The 18,334-nt window shown below is 46.2% G+C and carries 25 protein-coding genes; 23 read left to right on the forward strand and 2 right to left on the reverse strand.

Features of this window, described 5'->3' with window-relative positions:
• The first annotated feature begins 1 nt into the window (after position 1).
• The 19 genes from M3223_RS14565 to M3223_RS14655 all read left to right on the forward strand — a co-directional run bounded on the left by M3223_RS14565 (position 2) and on the right by M3223_RS14655 (position 12,504).
• Positions 2-343 (forward strand): hypothetical protein, encoded by a 342-nt coding sequence (locus M3223_RS14565; protein ID WP_251562678.1) that lies wholly within the window; start codon positions 2-4, stop codon positions 341-343.
• 27 nt (positions 344-370) lie between these two features.
• Complete coding sequence (locus tag M3223_RS14570) at positions 371-1,360, forward strand: ketoacyl-ACP synthase III (RefSeq protein ID WP_251562680.1); 990 nt, start codon at positions 371-373, stop codon at positions 1,358-1,360.
• A 517-nt stretch (positions 1,361-1,877) separates the two neighbouring features.
• Positions 1,878-2,300 (forward strand): hypothetical protein, encoded by a 423-nt coding sequence (locus tag M3223_RS14575; RefSeq protein ID WP_251562682.1) that lies wholly within the window; start codon positions 1,878-1,880, stop codon positions 2,298-2,300.
• 349 nt (positions 2,301-2,649) lie between these two features.
• Complete coding sequence (locus M3223_RS14580) at positions 2,650-3,123, forward strand: hypothetical protein (protein ID WP_251562684.1); 474 nt, start codon at positions 2,650-2,652, stop codon at positions 3,121-3,123.
• Positions 3,124-3,152: 29 nt separating this feature from the next.
• Positions 3,153-3,644, forward strand: coding sequence for a hypothetical protein (locus tag M3223_RS14585; protein ID WP_251562686.1), 492 nt, complete (start codon positions 3,153-3,155; stop codon positions 3,642-3,644).
• Between the two features lie 232 nt (positions 3,645-3,876).
• The gene (locus M3223_RS14590; RefSeq protein ID WP_251562688.1) at positions 3,877-4,350 is read left to right on the forward strand and encodes a hypothetical protein; all 474 of its coding nucleotides are present in this window, start codon (positions 3,877-3,879) and stop codon (positions 4,348-4,350) included.
• 28 nt (positions 4,351-4,378) lie between these two features.
• Positions 4,379-4,885: a hypothetical protein gene (locus tag M3223_RS14595; RefSeq protein ID WP_251562690.1), complete on the forward strand. Its 507-nt coding sequence runs from the start codon at positions 4,379-4,381 to the stop codon at positions 4,883-4,885.
• 504 nt (positions 4,886-5,389) lie between these two features.
• Positions 5,390-5,896: a hypothetical protein gene (locus tag M3223_RS14600; protein ID WP_251562692.1), complete on the forward strand. Its 507-nt coding sequence runs from the start codon at positions 5,390-5,392 to the stop codon at positions 5,894-5,896.
• A 350-nt stretch (positions 5,897-6,246) separates the two neighbouring features.
• Complete coding sequence (locus M3223_RS14605) at positions 6,247-6,735, forward strand: hypothetical protein (RefSeq protein WP_251562694.1); 489 nt, start codon at positions 6,247-6,249, stop codon at positions 6,733-6,735.
• A 23-nt stretch (positions 6,736-6,758) separates the two neighbouring features.
• Positions 6,759-7,217: a hypothetical protein gene (locus M3223_RS14610; RefSeq protein ID WP_251562696.1), complete on the forward strand. Its 459-nt coding sequence runs from the start codon at positions 6,759-6,761 to the stop codon at positions 7,215-7,217.
• 20 nt (positions 7,218-7,237) lie between these two features.
• The gene (locus M3223_RS14615; protein ID WP_251562698.1) at positions 7,238-7,762 is read left to right on the forward strand and encodes a hypothetical protein; all 525 of its coding nucleotides are present in this window, start codon (positions 7,238-7,240) and stop codon (positions 7,760-7,762) included.
• Positions 7,763-7,802: 40 nt separating this feature from the next.
• Positions 7,803-8,312: a hypothetical protein gene (locus M3223_RS14620; protein ID WP_251562700.1), complete on the forward strand. Its 510-nt coding sequence runs from the start codon at positions 7,803-7,805 to the stop codon at positions 8,310-8,312.
• Between the two features lie 214 nt (positions 8,313-8,526).
• A complete protein-coding gene (locus M3223_RS14625) occupies positions 8,527-9,006 on the forward strand; it encodes a hypothetical protein (protein ID WP_251562702.1) in 480 nt (159 codons plus the stop codon).
• A gap of 25 nt (positions 9,007-9,031) precedes the next feature.
• A complete protein-coding gene (locus tag M3223_RS14630; RefSeq protein WP_251562704.1) occupies positions 9,032-9,535 on the forward strand; it encodes a hypothetical protein in 504 nt (167 codons plus the stop codon).
• A gap of 290 nt (positions 9,536-9,825) precedes the next feature.
• A complete protein-coding gene (locus tag M3223_RS14635; protein WP_251562706.1) occupies positions 9,826-10,317 on the forward strand; it encodes a hypothetical protein in 492 nt (163 codons plus the stop codon).
• A gap of 29 nt (positions 10,318-10,346) precedes the next feature.
• Positions 10,347-10,892: a hypothetical protein gene (locus M3223_RS14640; protein WP_251562708.1), complete on the forward strand. Its 546-nt coding sequence runs from the start codon at positions 10,347-10,349 to the stop codon at positions 10,890-10,892.
• 39 nt (positions 10,893-10,931) lie between these two features.
• Positions 10,932-11,468 carry a hypothetical protein gene (locus M3223_RS14645; RefSeq protein ID WP_251562710.1) on the forward strand — a complete coding sequence of 179 codons (537 nt, stop codon included), beginning with the start codon at positions 10,932-10,934 and terminating at the stop codon, positions 11,466-11,468.
• Between the two features lie 30 nt (positions 11,469-11,498).
• Positions 11,499-11,987 carry a hypothetical protein gene (locus M3223_RS14650; RefSeq protein ID WP_251562711.1) on the forward strand — a complete coding sequence of 163 codons (489 nt, stop codon included), beginning with the start codon at positions 11,499-11,501 and terminating at the stop codon, positions 11,985-11,987.
• A 28-nt stretch (positions 11,988-12,015) separates the two neighbouring features.
• Positions 12,016-12,504: a hypothetical protein gene (locus tag M3223_RS14655; protein ID WP_251562713.1), complete on the forward strand. Its 489-nt coding sequence runs from the start codon at positions 12,016-12,018 to the stop codon at positions 12,502-12,504.
• A gap of 428 nt (positions 12,505-12,932) precedes the next feature.
• On the opposite strand, the gene M3223_RS14660 is transcribed toward M3223_RS14655, so the two are convergent.
• Positions 12,933-13,694 (reverse strand): Crp/Fnr family transcriptional regulator, encoded by a 762-nt coding sequence (locus M3223_RS14660; RefSeq protein ID WP_251562715.1) that lies wholly within the window; start codon positions 13,692-13,694, stop codon positions 12,933-12,935.
• Between the two features lie 246 nt (positions 13,695-13,940).
• Between M3223_RS14660 and M3223_RS14665 the strand changes: the two genes are divergently transcribed.
• The 3 genes from M3223_RS14665 to M3223_RS14675 are packed head-to-tail and all read left to right on the forward strand — an operon-like array spanning position 13,941 to position 16,220.
• Positions 13,941-14,417, forward strand: a complete 477-nt coding sequence (locus M3223_RS14665) for a GAF domain-containing protein (RefSeq protein ID WP_251562717.1) — start codon at positions 13,941-13,943, stop codon at positions 14,415-14,417.
• 35 nt (positions 14,418-14,452) lie between these two features.
• On the forward strand, positions 14,453-15,106 hold the full coding sequence (locus tag M3223_RS14670) for a response regulator (RefSeq protein ID WP_251562719.1): 654 nt from the start codon (positions 14,453-14,455) through the stop codon (positions 15,104-15,106).
• Positions 15,099-16,220, forward strand: coding sequence for a PAS domain-containing sensor histidine kinase (locus M3223_RS14675; protein ID WP_435368019.1), 1,122 nt, complete (start codon positions 15,099-15,101; stop codon positions 16,218-16,220). The genes M3223_RS14670 and M3223_RS14675 overlap by 8 nt, the downstream gene beginning before the upstream one ends.
• Before the next feature lie 73 nt (positions 16,221-16,293).
• Here M3223_RS14675 and M3223_RS14680 read toward each other — a convergent pair whose 3' ends face one another.
• Entirely contained in the window at positions 16,294-17,406 is a 1,113-nt protein-coding gene (locus M3223_RS14680) for a GDSL-type esterase/lipase family protein (protein ID WP_251562721.1), read from the reverse strand.
• A gap of 319 nt (positions 17,407-17,725) precedes the next feature.
• On the opposite strand from M3223_RS14680, the gene M3223_RS14685 reads away from it, so the two are divergent.
• Positions 17,726-18,238: a hypothetical protein gene (locus M3223_RS14685; RefSeq protein ID WP_251562722.1), complete on the forward strand. Its 513-nt coding sequence runs from the start codon at positions 17,726-17,728 to the stop codon at positions 18,236-18,238.
• Positions 18,239-18,334: the final 96 nt, after the last annotated feature.

Below are 18,334 nucleotides of genomic sequence, written 5' to 3' on the forward strand. Positions count from 1 at the left end.
AATGGGCAGCTTTAATATCGACATTGACCGCACAAACAACATTTTTAAAGCAAAAGTAGAGGGAACGTTCTCTCCTGAGGACGGGATGGAATCGGTCAAGGCTTATCAAGCAAGCCTTGCCTCCATTACGCCTTCCGAATACGAAATTCATATCGATTGCACGGAGCTTAACGTTTCTTCCCCGTCGACGCTGCCGATTCTGGAAGGCTGCTTCCAAATGTACAAACAGGACGGCTTCAAAAATGTCGTGCTGACGCTGGCGAAAAACCCGATTCTCAAAATGCAGCTTGGACGCGTAGCCCGCACTGTCGGTCTCGAAAACTGCGAAATTAACGAAGTATAACGAAGAATTAGAGGGGGAAAAGGCAACATGACAGCTGTACGTATTCGCGGTATCGAGATGTACCATCCATCCAATGAAGTGGACAACGAGTATTACATTAATCGTTTCGCCGAGGCAGGCGTGCCTGTAGCGGGTCTGCTGAAGGCGCTGGGGCGCGACAAGCGTTTCATTATCGACAACCAGGAAGAGAATACGTTCACGATGTCCGTGGCGGCGTCCAAAAAGCTGCTGGAGTCCGCAGGCATTTCTGCCGATGAGCTCGACCTGATTATTTTCACGTCGCAGACGCCGGAATACCTGATCCCTAGCGTATCGATGAAGCTTCACGCGGCGCTCGGCGCGGGTAAAAGCACGCTCTGTTACGATATTAACGCCAACTGCGCGGGTATTCTCGTTGCGATGGAGCAGGCGAGCCGCACGATGATGGCGAACCCTCGCGTCCGCAAGGCGCTAGTTGTCGGAGCTGAGCAGCTTTCCGTGCACAGCACGGATAACCCGGTCTATCATTCCAACTTTGCGGATTCTGCGGCGGCGGTGCTGCTTCAGGCGGAAGAGGGCGAAGGCGGCTTCATCGATTCCGTGTCCCAAACCAATACGATGGTTATCGACAACTCCCTGTTCCCGGGAACGGGCCTGTCCAACATGTACCGCGACGGAGTGGCTCCGACGGACGTTCACGTCCAGTTTACGCCGTTCGACGACTCGGTATGTGTTGATTCCGCTGTTGAGTGCGTTCAGCAGGTTATGGAGCAGAATGGAGTGAAGGCGGAGGAAGTCGGCCATTTCCTGTTCTCGCAATTCTCGGTCGGCAATAACAAGCTTGTCGTTGACCGGCTTGGCCTGGATGAGAGCAAAGTCCACTACGTCGGCGACAAATACGGCTACACGGCAAGCAACAGCCCGATTTTGGCGCTGCATGACGCCTTGAAAGCCGGTAAAGTCGAGCGCGGAGAGTACCTGGTGTTCTGGACGGTCGGAGCTGGTTGGCAGAACATCGCTTTGTTGATGAAATACTAATCTTTTATTGTTTAAAAGACCCTGTTCCGGTTAATCGGAACAGGGTCTTTGTGTATCAAGGCTCGTCAAATTCGTGTCAATCTTTTGTTTTCTCGACAGCTAGAGTATAGGTCAGCTTCCTTTTCAACAGTATAATCCGACTACGTTGGATTTACGGTTTATAACGAAACAACTGATATATCATTAGTAACAACATCTTTAAGCGGAGGTTTTATCCGTCCCTATCCTAGTGCGCACATTATTAGTCCCGGAGGAAATTATGGTTTTCATCTTCCGAAAAGCAACAATACGACCGCTTCTGTTCTTTATAACGTATTATTGCAGGGCGGATCAGTAGGAAATATTCAACTCAGGTTTACTGTAACTAATCAGTCGAGATTTTACGGAAGAACTGTGGTTGAATCTATAAGCGGTCCAATTGAATGTAATGCAGAACAAGTATGGGCCTATGTGAGGAATTTATCATAGCTGTTAACCCGCATATTCTGTTCATTGAAATCAATTAGGAGGCATTAAAATGAACTTTGAAATGGCAAAAGTAAGTAATGGCAATGGCTTAAGCTTCGGAATAATCTTAGTTTTATTTATTCTGATGGTTATTGCTACCAAAGTATTTTATAGACCTTTAGAAAATAGCAATGTGCAGCAGGAGGATTTATCAACCATACAAGGTTCCCGTGGATTCAATGTTCTCAATAGAACATCTCTTTCACAAGAGGTCATTTTAAATGCGACGAACTACAGCGACTTCACTGGATCCTTTGAACCGCCCGGACCCTCTCCACATACGACCCCTGCAGGGAAGAGTTACCATTTTGAGGTGCTATCCAGTCCTTTTAGAACTTACACTGCCGAAGTCACTTACAACTTAGTATTGCCGAATCGTGTTGTTATTGGAGATATGAAAATAGCAATGATAGTAAACCTGCCATTGATTTAGAGAGCTCGTCTGTAACTCTTCGCAACAATTGAAGTCAAACCTTAGCGAATACAATTAATGAAATAATGAGCGGGCCCGCGGCCAGCATAGTATGCTGTTGAAATATTAATCATGGAATCTTGCCAAAGACGCTGCCTCGACAACCGAAGCAGGGTCCTTTTGCGTTGAGAAATTATACTAGCCTTATTATGGTCAAGCATCTTGTTCTGAACCAACAGCCCTATTTTTTTAGAAGGGCTAGTATAACAATCAATAGGGAGTGATTCAGCATCTTCTAATAGATACAGCTGACAAGTCCTCTATAGAAATGAACAAGTATAGCAGCAAATGAACATCAGGAGGTAATCGCATGAATGAAATACCCAAAAAAGCTTCATCTAGCGGAAAAATGATAGGCTTGATCTTCGTTTTGTTTATTTTAGTGACGATCGTAACTCGTGTCTGCAGCGACTCTCCTCAACAAATCAGCACAGTTAATGGCGAAAATCCACCCATTACCATTGCCGACTTTGGTAATTTCTATATTTATAATCAATCGGAATTACGAATGGAAACGACTCTTCTATATGGAGATTTCCACACTCTGCCCAGTATCAATGTTCTTAATCCGGGACAGAGCTACAACTATAAGGTTGCAGTAGACTCTAAAACGATCAAAAACGCTTATGTCCGCTATACGGCTCTTAATGGAAACCATATTGATATAACGCTACGAACATCAGGGGCCGCTTCCAGAAAAACGGTAATCGTTACGGCAATTGAGGGCTTTTCTTATTCTTTAAATGTTGAATCTTTGTACGTAAAAGATAGGTTCACGCCTTAATAAGGCTGTATTAGGGGAGGTAGTAATCGATGAAGGCAACAACTCAAGGCGAGTTTAAAGGTAAACAGGGTTCGCTTGGTGTTATTTTAGTCTTGTTCATTTTATTAGTCATTGTCAGTCATGTTTTTGATCAAAGGCCGGAGCCTCCTCAGCAGGATGTTCCTATTGGCGTCGCTACTTCCAGAGGCTTTGACGTTTACAACGAGTCCACCTTTACCTTAACGACTACCGGTTTATTCGGGGATTTCGAAAAAAAGCCGGCACCGCATACCATCTTACCGGGTGGAAGTTATAACTACCAGGTTTCTACAAATTTATATAAAACCTCTATTGTTAATGTTTACTACAGTTATGAGTATCGGCAAGCCGGACAGACGAGGACGGGAACCCTTATTGTAGATATGATTGCTGACACGAATGGGGTTAATCAAAGTACAGCGTATATAAGGTTGTATACAACAGGACCACTTAACTATTACAGACCGGAAAATTACTCGTCCAAGGTATATATTCGGAACTGAGTTCTTTTCGTTCATAAAGATTTTAAGACCTGGCTACGGTAAACGGAGCAAGGTTTTTTTAATAGAAAATAGCTCTGCTAACAGCCTTATTTTGGCTAATAGGGCTTTTGCATCGGTCATTATTGATCCAACGAGCATCTCTTATGGTATACAGCTGGTTGATAGTTGAAGGATATGGTTCACCGGTTCACCTCGCAAAATTCAACCATAGGAACATCAAGGAGGGTTTTACATGAAAGGAAACGCATCAATTAGCGGAAGAGGCTGGTCGATAGGCGTCCTGTTAGTCTTATTTATCTTAGTCGTTATCGTAACACGCATTTTTAATGATTCTTCCCAACTGGAAAGCTCACAAAACAGCGACTCTCCACCAATCAGTATAGCTGAATTTAATTATTTTTATATTTATAATCAGTCGGATTCTACATTTGAAACGACGCGGTTGCTCGGAGACTTCGAACCGCCAGGTCCCCCTATCCACGTTCTTAATCCAGGACAAAATTATACGTATCGGGTCGCAATCAAAAATACAGATTACAGGAACGCTTATGTCCGTTATACATCAACCAGCAGCAATAGCGTTTATATTGACATCACACTAAGGACATACGGGAGCGATAGAGTCATACTTGTTACGGCAATCCAGGGGCTGACATACTCTCAAAATGCAGAAAAATTGTATATCAGAAATAGATATGAACCTTAAGTAGACCACTAAGGAGGCAGGAATCAATATGAACTTAACACCCCGAGATGAACTTAACGGTATTAACAAGACATCGTTCGGCATTGTTTTAGTCTTGTTTATTTTAACCGTTATAGCTAGCCGTATCTTTAACAGAATCGCTCAAGCGGAAAATCCGCAACCGGATAGTCCTATTGGAATCGCTGCTTCGGTAGGCTTTAACGTTTATAACGAATCCATCTTCACGTTAACCGTTCCGGCTAACGGCTTGTTTGGGGATTTTGAACGAAAACCGCCTGGACATACGATTCCTCCGGGAGGAAGTTATAACTACCAGGTTTCAACAAATCTATATAAAACATCTATCGTGAATATTTATTACAGCTATGATTATCGGAATGTTGGACAAACGAGAATAGGAAATTTTGTTCTAGATTTAATTGTCGATTCGGGCGCTTTAGGCGTCAAGCTGAAATCTATGAGAATGTATATCACTGGACCGATCAACTACTACAGGGAAAGAAGCAATTCTACGAGTTTGTATATTAGAAACTGAGCATGAGGAGATATGAAATGAAACCAAGCGGCCCAGCGATAGGCGTCCTGTTGGTCCTGTTTATCTTGGTCGTTATCGTAACATGCGTGTTTCATGATGCTTCCCGACTGGAAAACTCGCAGAATGGGGACTCGTCTCCGATCAATATAGCTGATTCAGCAGGTTTCACCATTTATAATCAGTCGAATTACACATTGGAAACAACGCAGTTAGAGGGAGCCTTCGAACCGCCGGGTCCCAGTCCAAACGTTCTTAATCCGGGACAAAATTACAACTATCAGATTACATTCAGAAGTAATACGGACAGGAGCGCTTATATCCGTTATGTGGAATTCGGCGGCAACCGAAACGTTTCTATTGATATTACACTGAGCACAAATAACACTCATAAGACTAAAACTCTGACTGTTACGGCCATAGAGGGGCTGTCCTACTCTCAAAATGGAGATAGATTATATATCAGAAATAGATATATTCCTTGACAAGACCCCTAAGGAGATAGGTATGAAAATGACCGCAACACCCCGTGATAAACGTAACGGCAATAATAAGTTTGGTCTTGTTTTGGTCTTGTTTGTGTTATCCGTTATAGCTAGCCGCATCGTTAATAGAACCGCCCAAGCGGATAATCCGCAACGAGATATTCCTATCGGCATTGCTGGCTCAGTAGGCTTTAACGTTTACAACGAATCCGTCTTTACTTTAACTGTTCCAACTAACGGTTTGTTTGGGGATTTTGAACATAAACCGCCTGCCCACACTATTCCTCCAGGCGGGAGTTATAACTATCAGGTTTCAACAAATTTATCTAAAACATCTATTGCAAATATTTACTATAACTATGAGTATCAGTATGCCGGACAGACGAGAAAGGGGGATCTTATCCTAGATTTGGTTGTGAATACGAGCGGACTTGGCCCCTATTATACAGTTATGAGATTATATCCGATTGGACCGATTAACTACAGGAGGGCAGTCTCTTATCCCGAGAATGTGTGGATTATAAACTGACGGCCAACAACGGTAAGACTGGATAGAGCATGGACTATATTTTAGTCTTGTTTACGCAAAATATGCAGAATGACGACGGCTTATTTTCAATTGCTCCATTGTTCCAGTCTTGCAAAAGACCCTGTTTCGGCTGTCGAAGCAGGGTCTTTTGCGTTGAGAAATACTAGCTTTAGTTTGGTTAAGCGCCTTGTGCCAATAGAGTGCAGACCTCTTGCAGCCTTATTTTGGCTAATAGGGCTTTTGCATCGGTCATTTTTGAGTCTATACGCATCTCTTATAGTATACAGCTGATAGCTAGTCGAAGGATTGGCCCACTTCGCAAGATTAGAAACTGAGCAGGAGGCAATGAAATGAAACCGAGTAATAATCAACGCGCAACGGAAAACAGCAGCAAGACGGGATGGACCCTTGGCTTTGTTTTGGTCTTGTTTATTCTGGTCGTTATTGTAAACAGCGTTTTCTGCGCTCCAGCTGGCGCGGAAAAAATTCAAAATGACGATGGGTCACTCTCCATCGCTCAATCCAGAAGATTTACGATTATTAACTTAACGAATGATCTCACCCTTAACGCTTTGGATATATATGGAGATTTTGAAGCGCCGCTTCCTCCATTGAATTCAATTCCCCCAGGCCAAGAGGCGAACTTTGAGGTGAAATATTTAGCAGGCACGACATATGCCGCTTTTGCCCGATACGCAACAACTAACGGGAATATCGTTACGGTAACAATGCGCACAAAAACAGGAGTTGCAGAAATAACGGTCTCATTTATCACGTCGGGACTGACCTCGTTCACGGATACGGGAAATCGAATCGCCTATATATATAGGAAATACTAAACGATGCGAATGGAGGTTTAACGATGGGGAAAATATTAGTTTTGTTTATTTTATTGTTCATTACGGTGGGTGTATTTAAAAAGGAACGAACCGTGAATAGCTACAGCGGGAGCGATGGGAATATTGGCTCCGCAGTCGCTCCGGATGAAAGAGTGTTCCTTGTTTTTAACGACACGTACGTGTATGTTCTTAATCTTGTTTCACTTGATGGCGGCACACTGCTCTCACCGGCTCGCCAAGGCCCCGGAGAAAGCAGTTATATTCGGGTTCCGAACAGAACGACGGCCACGGCTCGATATGATGTTATCAACGCAGCAGGAGCTAAAGCCGGAGATCTGACTGTTCAGATTATTTGCAACGTGACTGGCAACCGGGATTTAAGCAGCTATAAAGTAACCGTAAACACAGTTCCGCTTGGTGCTGATATGGGAAGACGGACGTCGGATGCACCATTGGTTTTGTTCATAACCAGACCAAGTTGATGATGAAAGAGGTGATTAGGTTGGAGGGTGCGGATCGTCAGATTTTTACTTCTGGAGTTAGCGGTAACCGTTGGACCGTTGTATTGATTTTGTTCATTTTACTCGTTCTTGTAACAAGTATAGGCTCCAGCTCGCCATCACCAGGAGACCCCGGTATTGCTCCGGCGGGCGGCGAGGGATATGCTCGACTCTATAATAGCACGAATATTTTTGATTTAAAGTTTATTGATTATACCAGTGATACTTCTACTAGCATAGCGGTTAGTCCGATATACACACCTTTTTACGACGCATTTGTGCCGCAAAGAGTAACGTATGAGTGCCAGACCTCATATCCGAACAAAAGATATGCTCGGCTGAAATATGAAGTCATCTATCCGACTGGTGACGGGCAAGGAATAAGCTACGGCACCTTTCAGGTTAGATTGAGGTATGATAATTGCAATTTGGGCGTAGCCGGCTGGTCGGATGCACAGCTGTCCAGCGAGCATGTCGCGGTTGTGGTAGAGAGCAAAGAATTGTGCCGGGTAACGTTAAGGCGATGATGAGTAGGGTGAATCGCAGCATTGGGAGGCAGGAAGGATAATGCCTGTAACATCACGAGACGAACCTAGCAGTAATAACAAGAAATCGTTCGGCATTGTGTTAGTCTTGTTTATTTTAGCCGTTATAGCTAGCCGGATCTTTTATAGATCCGCTCAAGGGAAAAATCCGCAACAGGATAATCCCGCTGCTGGAATCGATTCACTGGTATTATTTTACATTTACAATGAATCCGACTTCACTTTAACGGTTCCGGCTAACGGCCTTTTTGGAGATTTTGAGCCTAAACCGCCTGGACACACTATTCGTCCCAACGGAAGTTACATTTATCAGGTTTCAACCGCATGGTATAAAACATCTATTGCAACTATTTACTACAGCTATGAGTATCAGGATGCCGGACAGGCGAGAACGGGAAATTATTTCGTGGATTTGATTGTGAATACGAACGGAACAGGCGGCAGTATGCCAGGTATGAGATTGTATATCACAGGACCGATCAGCTACTACTGGGACATGAACTTTCCTGCGACTCTGTATATTAGAAACTGAGCCTTGCCGAACACTCCTCTCATCTGCGCGCCAGGTCAAGGTGAAACGCAAAGACCCTGCTCCGTTTAACGGAGCAGGGTCTTTGCGTTGAAAGGCCGTCACTATCAATAAATTATTATTCACGTGAGGGCTATAGAATAGTCAATGATGAATCTGCATGCATTTCTTATAGTAGACACAGTTTGGCAGCAATAGAGAATCAGGAGGCAGCGGCATGAAGGAAACACCAAAATTGATCAACGGAAAGACGTTAGGCGTTATATTAGTTTTATTTATTCTAGTAACGATTGTTACCCGTGTTTTTAGTGATCGTACGCAACGAATTAATTCAACGGATGGCGGTGTTTTACCGCCAATCGCAATTGCCTCAGTGGGCGACTTTTATATTTATAATCAATCAAATGTACGTGTGGATACGACTCGGCTTTCCGGATCTTTCGCTTCGCCGCCGCCCAATAACAACGTTCTATATCCGGGAGAGAGCTACAACTATCAGGTAGAGGTTACAGCTAATTATGACAGAAACGCCTATGTCCGCTATACGGCTAACAATGATAACAGCCGGTACATTGATATGACGCTGCGAACTTCAGGTACTCCCAACTATATAACGATAATTGTTACGGAAATCGAGGGATTTTCTTATTCTTTAAATGTTGGGTCCTTGTATATAAAAAACAGATATGCGCCTTAATTAGGGCCGCATGAGGGAGGCATGAATGGAGATGAAAGGAAAATCTCAAGGTGAACTTAACGGCTCTAAAAGTTCGCTCGGCGTTATTTTGATATTGTTTATACTAGCCGTTGTTGTCAGTCGTGTCTATGATAGAACAGCTCGGGCGGAGTTCCTTCAGCAAGGGAACTCGATCGAAATCGCTTCTTCCCAAGGCTTTAACGTGTACAATGAATCTGTTTTTACCTTAACGACTACCACTATATCCGGGGATTTTGAAAGAAAGCCCGATCCGCATATCATCTTACCGGGCGGCAGTTATGGTTACCAGGTTTCTACAAGTTTATATAAAAACTCTTTAGCATCTGTTTATTACAGTTACGAGTATCGGGAAGCCGGGCAGACGAGAACGGGAATTTTTATTTTGGATATGATTGCTAATACGGCCGCACTACCAGGGGCAACATCATATATGAGGTTTTATACAACAGGGCCGATTAATTTTTACAGGCGGGATAATTACTCGACGAGCGTATGGATTCGAAGCTAAGGTTAAGGAGGCTGTGATGTGAAGGGGAGCTCTGGCAGCTGTCCAGCCAGCATGTCGAGGTTGTGGTAGAGAGCAAACAATTGTGCCAGGTGACGTTATGGCGATGATGAATAGGTTGTCATAGATTGCAAAGACCCAGTTCCGGTTAACCGTAGCTGGGTCTTTGCATTAACACTCAATTTCATCGCCTTATTTTTAACTAAAGGGCTATCGAATAGTCAATTTGTACTTTATGCGCATTTCTTATAGAAACATATCTTTTATTACTGCTCAAAATTAGGAGGTTAGAAATGAACGCTGAAAGTCGAATGCCGCTGAGCGTCACAATAGTATTGTTTATTTTGTTGGTAATTGTTGTAGGCGTTTTTACGAATAATAAAATCATCAATAGCGCTTCCGAGGAGGATTTTATTGCTGCAAATCTTCCTGAAGTAAAAAATTTCGTCATTTTCAACGACACTTATCGATATGCTCTTGTGCTCGATTCTATTAGCAATGCAACCTGGCTAACGCCAGACGAGGATATTGTACTTCCAGGAATACGGAACTTTATTCGGGTACCCATTGGAATGATAGGCTCTGTCAATTACAATGTGCACTCGGTGGTAAACGGTGGAGCAGGCGCAAAAGTAGGAGAAATACAGTGCCTAATCCATTGTAATGTAATTAATGGAAATGACTTGAGCTTTATTCAGCTTCCGGTCATTTCACCGCCGTTTGGCGCTCAGTTTGGCAGGAGAACGAATGATGCGCCGTTGGTCATGTTCGTTGTTGTGAGATAGCGGATTAATTTTAAAAGGAGCTTATTTAAATGAAAGAGTTTGAATCTATTTTGTCTATCTCAAATACAAACGGCGCCAGTACGGCAGTTCTTCTCATATTGTTTATTTTACTCATTATAGTGACCAGTACCTTCTCGAGAGCTTCATCCTGCTGCGGCTCCGGGGGCTCTGAAGATATTTCAGCTAGCAGCGTAAGCACAATCCGGCTGTATAATAATACGGGCATTTTAGACCTTAAATATCTCGGCTATACGAGCGATTCTTCCCCCTCAACAATGATAACGGTAAGCAGGGATTACCTTACAGGTATTCAACAATTTGTTCCACAGCAGGTTACGTACACTTGCTTGGATGTGAATGCATTTATCAAACAGGCGGAACTAAGCTACGAACTCATCTATCCTGACGGAAGAGGAGGAGGGGTGAGCTACGGTACGATTAAGGTCAAACTGCGGTATGACGGTTGTGCCAGGCCTTATTTTAACAGCGACGGTTGGACCTCCAGCCAGCCCTCCGCGCCATACACGAGAGTAAATGTAATTGACTGGGAGCAGTGCAGAATTGAGCAAAAGTAAACGATTAGCAATTATGTTGAACAAAGGATGATTTTTATTATGAACCTAACATCTAGAAGTAAGTCAATCGGCATGAACGAAAGCCGGATGCGGATGAATATAATTCTTGTTTTATTTATTCTATTGGTTTTGGCTGCTCAAACCTTCTGTATTCCTTCCCGAGACGCAAAAGCCCAGGACGATGAACGGGTTTCCATTGCCTTATCGACACGATTTATTTTAAAAAACAGCACAAGCCTCTACACATTAGTTGCTACAGCGTTTAAAGGAGACTATGAGTCCACGGGTGGTCCAGGACTCCCTTCCAGCATTCCTCCGGGCAGTGAACAAAACTTCGAGGTAAAAAGATCTGTGTATAAAGCTTATAATTATTTGGCGTCCGCTTATTATAATGTTGTTCATCCAACCTCGGGAAACGTAGGTACTGTCATTATGGATATGATCGTATACGGCGGTACGGAGAACAACCAGACGAGAACAGATACAGCGGTGGAGACAACTGGACCCGTCTACGGACAGCTCGGGAGCAGCAATAACAATGGGTACTTTAACGTTGCCACTATTCGTATTAGTTAACCGTTGAGTATGCGTAAAGGGGAAATTGAAATGAATCCATCCTTTCATAAAGTGCAGAGTGAACAAAAGAAAAGGGGAGCAGCGCTGGGAATAACCTGCGTGCTGTTCATCCTAATTATAATAGCATCGCGTACGATAGTTCCTGATTTCCCAAAGGAAAGCAGACTCGATGAAGGCTCGATCAGCTCTGCTGCTTCAAGAAGGTTTACGATTTATAATCTTACGGGTGATTTAACATTGGAGGCCACTACGTTTTTAGGACAGTTTGCATCACCGGTACCATCCTTGCCTTCCAGCATCGCTCCGGGAGGACTTTATTCCTTTGTAGTAGGGACCACGCAAGGAGACAATGTCGCAATAGCCCGATACAAAGCGGTAAATTCATCCGGGAGCACTCTTGGGAATATCGGCATGAGAATGGGCGTATGGGATAGCGGATTCGCTTTAACGCCAGAGTTAAGCGGGAGTTTAACTTCGTATCAAGAGTCTTCGACAGTGTATATTTATAGGCAATATTAGGATTAAGTGAACTTACGGAGGCATTTAAATGCACGCAAATCAAAGGTTATCAACTGGAGTAAATAGAAGAGGAATGGCGGTGGGGTTAGTAATCGTTTTATTTATTTTATTGGTCATTTCAGTCCGGATAATCGAAGCCTCTTCCTCTACAAAGAATTCACACAATAATAATACAATTGTTATTATGGGTTCCAAAAGCTTTGACATTGAGAACAGGACGGGAATTTATACGCTGAAAGCTACGGCGTTAACGGGAGACTTTGAGTCGCCTAAACCGCAATTACACAATATCAGACCAGGAGGCAAATATAATTTTCAGGTAAAGAGCGCTGCTGGAGATCAGGCGTATGTGGCGACTGCCTACTACAACGCCGTAGATGATCAGGACAATATGGTAGGGACGGTCATAATGGATATGTACGTGCTTGCCGGATCTGCGCAATTGGGTATTTTGACAACCGGGACAGGAATTGGCTTCAGGAATGAGAAACCGAATGCGGTTATCATAAAAAATTAAATGATTAAAAAGTAGATTAAGGTGGTCATTCCAATGAATTTATACCTCTGCCAAAGCCAAAGAGATAGATTACCCGCCATAGCGGCTTCGAAACGATTTAATATAATTAATTTAACAGGGGACTTGGTATTTTACTCAGCTACTTTAATTGGAGATTTTGAGCGTCCCGTACCCACTCCGCATAGTATTCCACCCGGTGGGAGCTATAATTTCCAAGTCGAGTATTTTAGCGGAAAATCACTGATTGCCGTTGCCCGTTACAAAGCAGTCAATTCAATCGGGGAGGACGTAGGGACTGCCGGTATGAGGATGGAAGTTACGGCTGGCGGCAGGTCGATTCTAACGGTATCCATTACGGGACAACTCACCTCCTATCAAGAATCCTCAACAGTATACGTTTATCGGAAATATTAGAGAAGTTAATCCAACTAAATCCGGCACACTTCCTTCGGACAAGCCGGGCACTGCGGACAGCCGCAGATGCGGCGCAGCGCAGCTTGATCCACAATCGTAATGAGGCCATTACGGACGGTAATGATTCCATCATCCTTCATCGAGGCGAGCATTCGATTGACGCTTTCCCGGGTCGTGCCAATGAATTCGGCCAGCTCGGCGTTGGTGAGCCGCAGGCCAATTTCCATGCCGTCCTTGCGTAAAACTCCGTAGCTGTTGGCAAGGCGAATCAGCGTGCTGGCGAGCGCGCCGGGTTTGCCGTACAGCAGCAGGTCGCGGAACTTGGATTCCGCAATTCTTTGCTGCAGCGCCATGCCGTTCATCCAGCGCATCGCAAGCTCGCCGCTCGCCATGAGCAGCTTCTCCAGATCCATCCAAGGAAGAACGCCAATTGTTGCCTCCTCGGCAACCTCAGCGCTGAAGCCGTAAACGGAATGGCGTCCCGCCTCCGGGCCGCCGATCAGGTCGCCGGACTGCAAAATCGAAAGAATGAATTCCTTGCCGTCCTCCGTTGATTTGCGCAGCTTGACCTTGCCCGACAGGACGAAGATCAGCTTATCGGCCGCTTCGCCTTCCCAGAACAGGAAATGGCCTGCTTCCGCGCGGCGCTCCGACATTAGCCCCTGAATGCTTTTCCACTGCTCCTCGGTAAAAAAAGCGGAAAATCCCGTTTGTTCCGTTTCCAAGCTCGATTTGTCGTGATAAGCCGAACGCTCCATCGGTTGTTTCATTGCCATAACCGCTCACTCCTCGTGTTTCTTAGCTGTTTACAGCATACCTCCTGCGGGACTGCAGCGTTATCGGGGAACCTCCTGAACCGCTTGGGGGGAATTCCCTTACTTTTGTGTGATGAATATCACGCCGGTGCCTCAATTCGGGGGATTTACCCTTGCAGGATCAGGGAACTCCCCGACTTACGCCAAGCAACGGAAGATTTACAATCGTACATAACAGAAAGTGCGGCGGAAAAGGAGGGGTATGCCGTGTTGGAAGAGTGGGAGCGGGAAGGGCAACGAGAGCTGGAGCGGCTGTCCGCCGAGACAGGCTGTGATGTAAGCATGCTGGCTGCGGTTGCGTCCTCTGACGGAAAAATTTGCTGGAAGCTGGCCGCAGGCGCATTCAGCGGCCGTTACCGGATGATGGCGGAGCGGCCAGGACGCGGATTGGCTGGCTCGGTGCTGAAGGTGGGACGTCCGATGCTGATTCAAGCAGATGAGCTGGGCGCTGGAAAACAGCTGCATGATTATCCGCTGATCATCGTGGAGGGCATCCGCTCAGCGTATGCAGTCCCAATTATGACAGCGGCCGGACGAAGCAAAGGTGTGCTGCTTGCCGGTTACCGCCGTCCAAAAACGCTGAGCGCCGAGGATCGTTTGGCGATTGAGAGAAGCGCTCTCCGGATCGGATCTGCTCTGGATAAAGCGGGTGAAACAAGCGGGCCGCTGCGCGGTCGGATATAATAGATAGTAGATGAAGCGAGCAAGGAGGCAGAGGCTTGATACGTGTATTGGTGGTGGATGACCATGCCGTTGTCCGCTCCGGCCTGATGCAGCTGATGGACGGCAGAAACGGGCTGACGGCGGTTGGCGAGGCGGCGGACGGGGACGAAGCAATCGTTAAAGCGCAGGAGCTGCAGCCGGATGTTGTGCTGATGGATCTCAGCATGCCGCATGGCAAGGACGGATTGACGGCGACAGCGGAGCTGCGCAAGCTTTTGCCGGATATGGCGGTGCTTATTTTGACCATGCACGACGATGAAGAATATTTGTTCCGGGCCATTCACGCGGGAGCGTCGGGTTATATTCTAAAAAGCTCTCCCTATGAGCAGCTGCTGGAAGCGGTTCGGCATGTTTCTCAAGGGAATGCCTATCTGTACCCGTCGGCGACTAAGCGGCTGATGAATGATTACCTGGAAAAAGTGCGCAGCGGCAATCAGTCAGGCAGCTTTGAGTCGCTGTCGGACCGGGAAAAGGAGATTCTCGCCAAGGTGGCGCAGGGCTACTCCAACAAGGAAATTGCCGAGTTATTGTTTATAAGCGTCAAAACGGTGGAAACCCACAAAAGCAATCTGATGGAAAAGCTGGACCTGAGAACAAGGCCGGATCTGGTGAAATACGCGGCCAAGAAAGGGCTGCTGAACTTTGAGTGAACAGGATGTTAGGAATAACCCTCTGTCGGGCGGGCTTGGCGCCAACGTTGAGCTGCTGCTGGACGGGATCGAGCAAGGGATCGGAGATCCGCAATTCAAGGAGCAGCTGCGCCGTTCTCTTAAGCAGCTGGCCGACGTCAAATTCGCTTTGGACGAGGCGTCGATCGTCGCCATTACGGATGCCGCCGGACGCATCCAGTACGTGAACGACAAGTTTTGTGAAATCTCGGGATATAACCGGGAAGAGCTGATTGGCCGGACGCATCGGATTGTAAAATCAGGCCACCACCGCCCTGAATTTTTTGAAGAGCTGTGGGGAACGATTACTTCCGGAAAGGTATGGAAGGGCGAGGTGCGCAACCGGGCCAAAAACGGCCGGCTTTACTGGATGAACACGACCATTGTGCCGTTTATGAACGATAGCGGCAAGCCATATCAATATTTGGCGATCCGGCATGAGGTAACCGAGCTGAAGGAAACGCAGGAGCAGCTGCAGCAGGCGATGTCCGGCATGATGCAGATCCAGGAGGAGGAGCGCCGCCGATTTTCGCGGGAGCTGCACGACGGAATCGGGCAAAGCCTGTTCTCCTTCAAAATTTCGCTTGACCGGATGCTCTCCGATGGAGCGGATTCGCGTCTGGAAGGTCTGCTTGGCGAGGTGTCACAGCTCATGGAAGAGGTGCGGAGCATGGCTTGGGAGCTGCGACCTTCCGTGTTGGACGATCTCGGCATCGTTCCGGCGCTGCGTACGTATATCCAGAATTACGAGCGGCATTACGGCATTCGTGTCCGTTTTAGCTGCAGCCTCAGCCGCCGGCCGGAGCTGTCGGCAGAGACGGCGCTGTACCGTGTTGTGCAGGAGGCGCTCACGAATTTGGGGAAATACGCCGGAGTGTCGGAAGCGGCCGTATCGCTGGAGGAGCGGGACGGCGTATTGGAAGCGGTCATCCGCGACAGCGGCGCGGGTTTTGAGCCGAAGCAGCCGCAGCGCGGCGTCGGACTGTTCAGCATGGAGGAGCGAGCGCGCGCCGCCGGCGGCACACTGGAGGTGCGTTCCGCTCCCGGCGAAGGCACGGTTGTGAGGCTGATGCTTCCGGCGACGCGGATGTTTTAGCCGAATCTGTGGAATGAACACGAAAATAACCCCTGGCAGTCGTCTGCCGGGGGTTATTGTTTAGGATAGCTGCTTAGCTTTCGGAAACGATAATTCCTTTAATATCAATTATTTTGGAGCTTTTAACGGGATCCTCAGACGGCTGGATGACAAGGGTATGTTCGCCTTCGGTCAAGTTGTCGGCAAGTAGCATCTTGTGGTTAACGGGGAACTTGTTGTATGAACTTAACTCTCTGATGAGTTTGCCGTCAAGGAATACTTTGAATTTTCCGCCTGACTCATTTTTATTCACAGAGAGTCCAACAAGTTTTCCTGTAAAGGTAATTTTAACCTCTTTTTGTTTTTTGGATTTAAATTCTTCTAAGGTTGTTGCGGCTATAGCCGTTGGTTTATTGTAGTGAACGGATTCAGAATATAGAGGATCCTTTTCCGTATTGATTGTAACGGTTTGTTTGCTTGTAATTGTTTTATAAATTTGATTCGCATAATAAGTATATCCTTCGTTGTTTGGGTGTACGCCGTCGTTAGTTAGTGAATCGTATGGTTTATTGGAGTTTTTAAAGGCAACTCTCGTATCAATAACTGTCATACCGTAATGTTTGGCAAGCTTAAAGATTACATTTGGAAATTTGTCCGTTTTTATGCTGCTTTCAATTAAAGGGAGAATTTCGGCCTGAGGATATTTCTGATTAATATCGCGAATGAGCTTTTCATATACAGCCCCGTACTGCTCCTCCGACATGCTGCCTTGATCATTCTGACCGAACACGATAAACACCAGGTCAATCCGGTCTTCGACGACCCGGGCGTTAAAGTCATACCAGCCGTTAAAAACTGTAGCTCCCGGAGTTGTGACCCGGTAAGGAAAGGCGATTATTTCATGATTTGTCTGGAGCTTCAAACTTAATTGATTGAACCATTTGGAATCAACTGCGGCGCCGTCGCTTTGCCCAATACTATCTCCGATAATTAAATAACGAATGACATCTTTGTCTTTCATTTTATCGTAAACGTTTTTGGAGTTGTCAAACGTAATTGGCGTATCGTTATGAACGATAGCTTGACTCCGCTGAGTTTGGTTCCTTTCGGCCAGAACAAATCCGCTGCCTAGCAATAAAACCAGCAAGCAAACAGCGCCGATGCTCAAGTAAAGTCTCTGTTTTCGTTTTTTTCTTCTTCTACTCACGCATAACACTCCTTCATTCTTTAGCAAGCTGGTAGAACGGATAGATAAGCTTACTGTTAAAGATACGTTTACTTGGAATTATTATCTAGAACCCAATGGAGTGATTATTTGGTCCCGATTCAATTATTTGGATGAATAGGGAACTGGGACTCGGGAGATTTTTAGTTCTTTTGAAGCGGCGGCATGCATCATAAGTCACTGCTGCGGAGCGTGAGCAGAGCGTGCCTTACGTAAAAGTATTTAAATGTGATATTTTTCACATACATATTGCCAACCTCCGGTTACACTTAAGCCATGAAACAGAGGAGGCTGGTGTTAAATGACAACCATAGTCCCGTTGGAAAAAAGACAGGAGCCGGAGCCGGTACAGGCGGCGGACACGGCAGTTGAGCGGGCGGCCCGCGAACATGAACGGCTGCAATTCGAGCTGCAGGAGCTGGTCAGGCAAACCTGCTCCGTCCGCCAAGTGCAGGAGCCGTCCCGGCTGCATGGGGAATTCCGCAAGCTGACGAGCCAGGTGCTTCAGCTGCAAGAGGACTGGCAGGAACATACAAAATGGGTAGAGACGGAATTCCTGCCCTATGCAGCGTGGTATTGGGGCGAGGAGCCGGAGCTTTTTGCGCATATCGATCATGAATATGTATTAGCGGATAAAATGCTGGACCGGTTCACGGAGCAGCTCGGCCGTATCAACGGACCGCTCGACCCGGCGGAGGCGCGCAGGCTGACTTCCTATTTGCTGCAGGCGTACGCGGTTCTGAAAAACCGCATGTTGGAAGAAGAGGAGATCATGCAGCAGCTGCAGGATCAGTCCAACCGGTACGATTTTTAGTTTGGATAAGTAAGTGAATTTATTCACAATTAAACTTGGGAAACGTGACAAACCGCACATCCGTTGCATCGCTTCGGCCCCATAATGAAGGAGCAA

It is taken from the genome of Paenibacillus pasadenensis (assembly GCF_023715725.1).
In the GTDB taxonomy this organism is placed as follows: Bacteria; Bacillota; Bacilli; order Paenibacillales; family Paenibacillaceae; genus Paenibacillus_O; species Paenibacillus_O pasadenensis_A.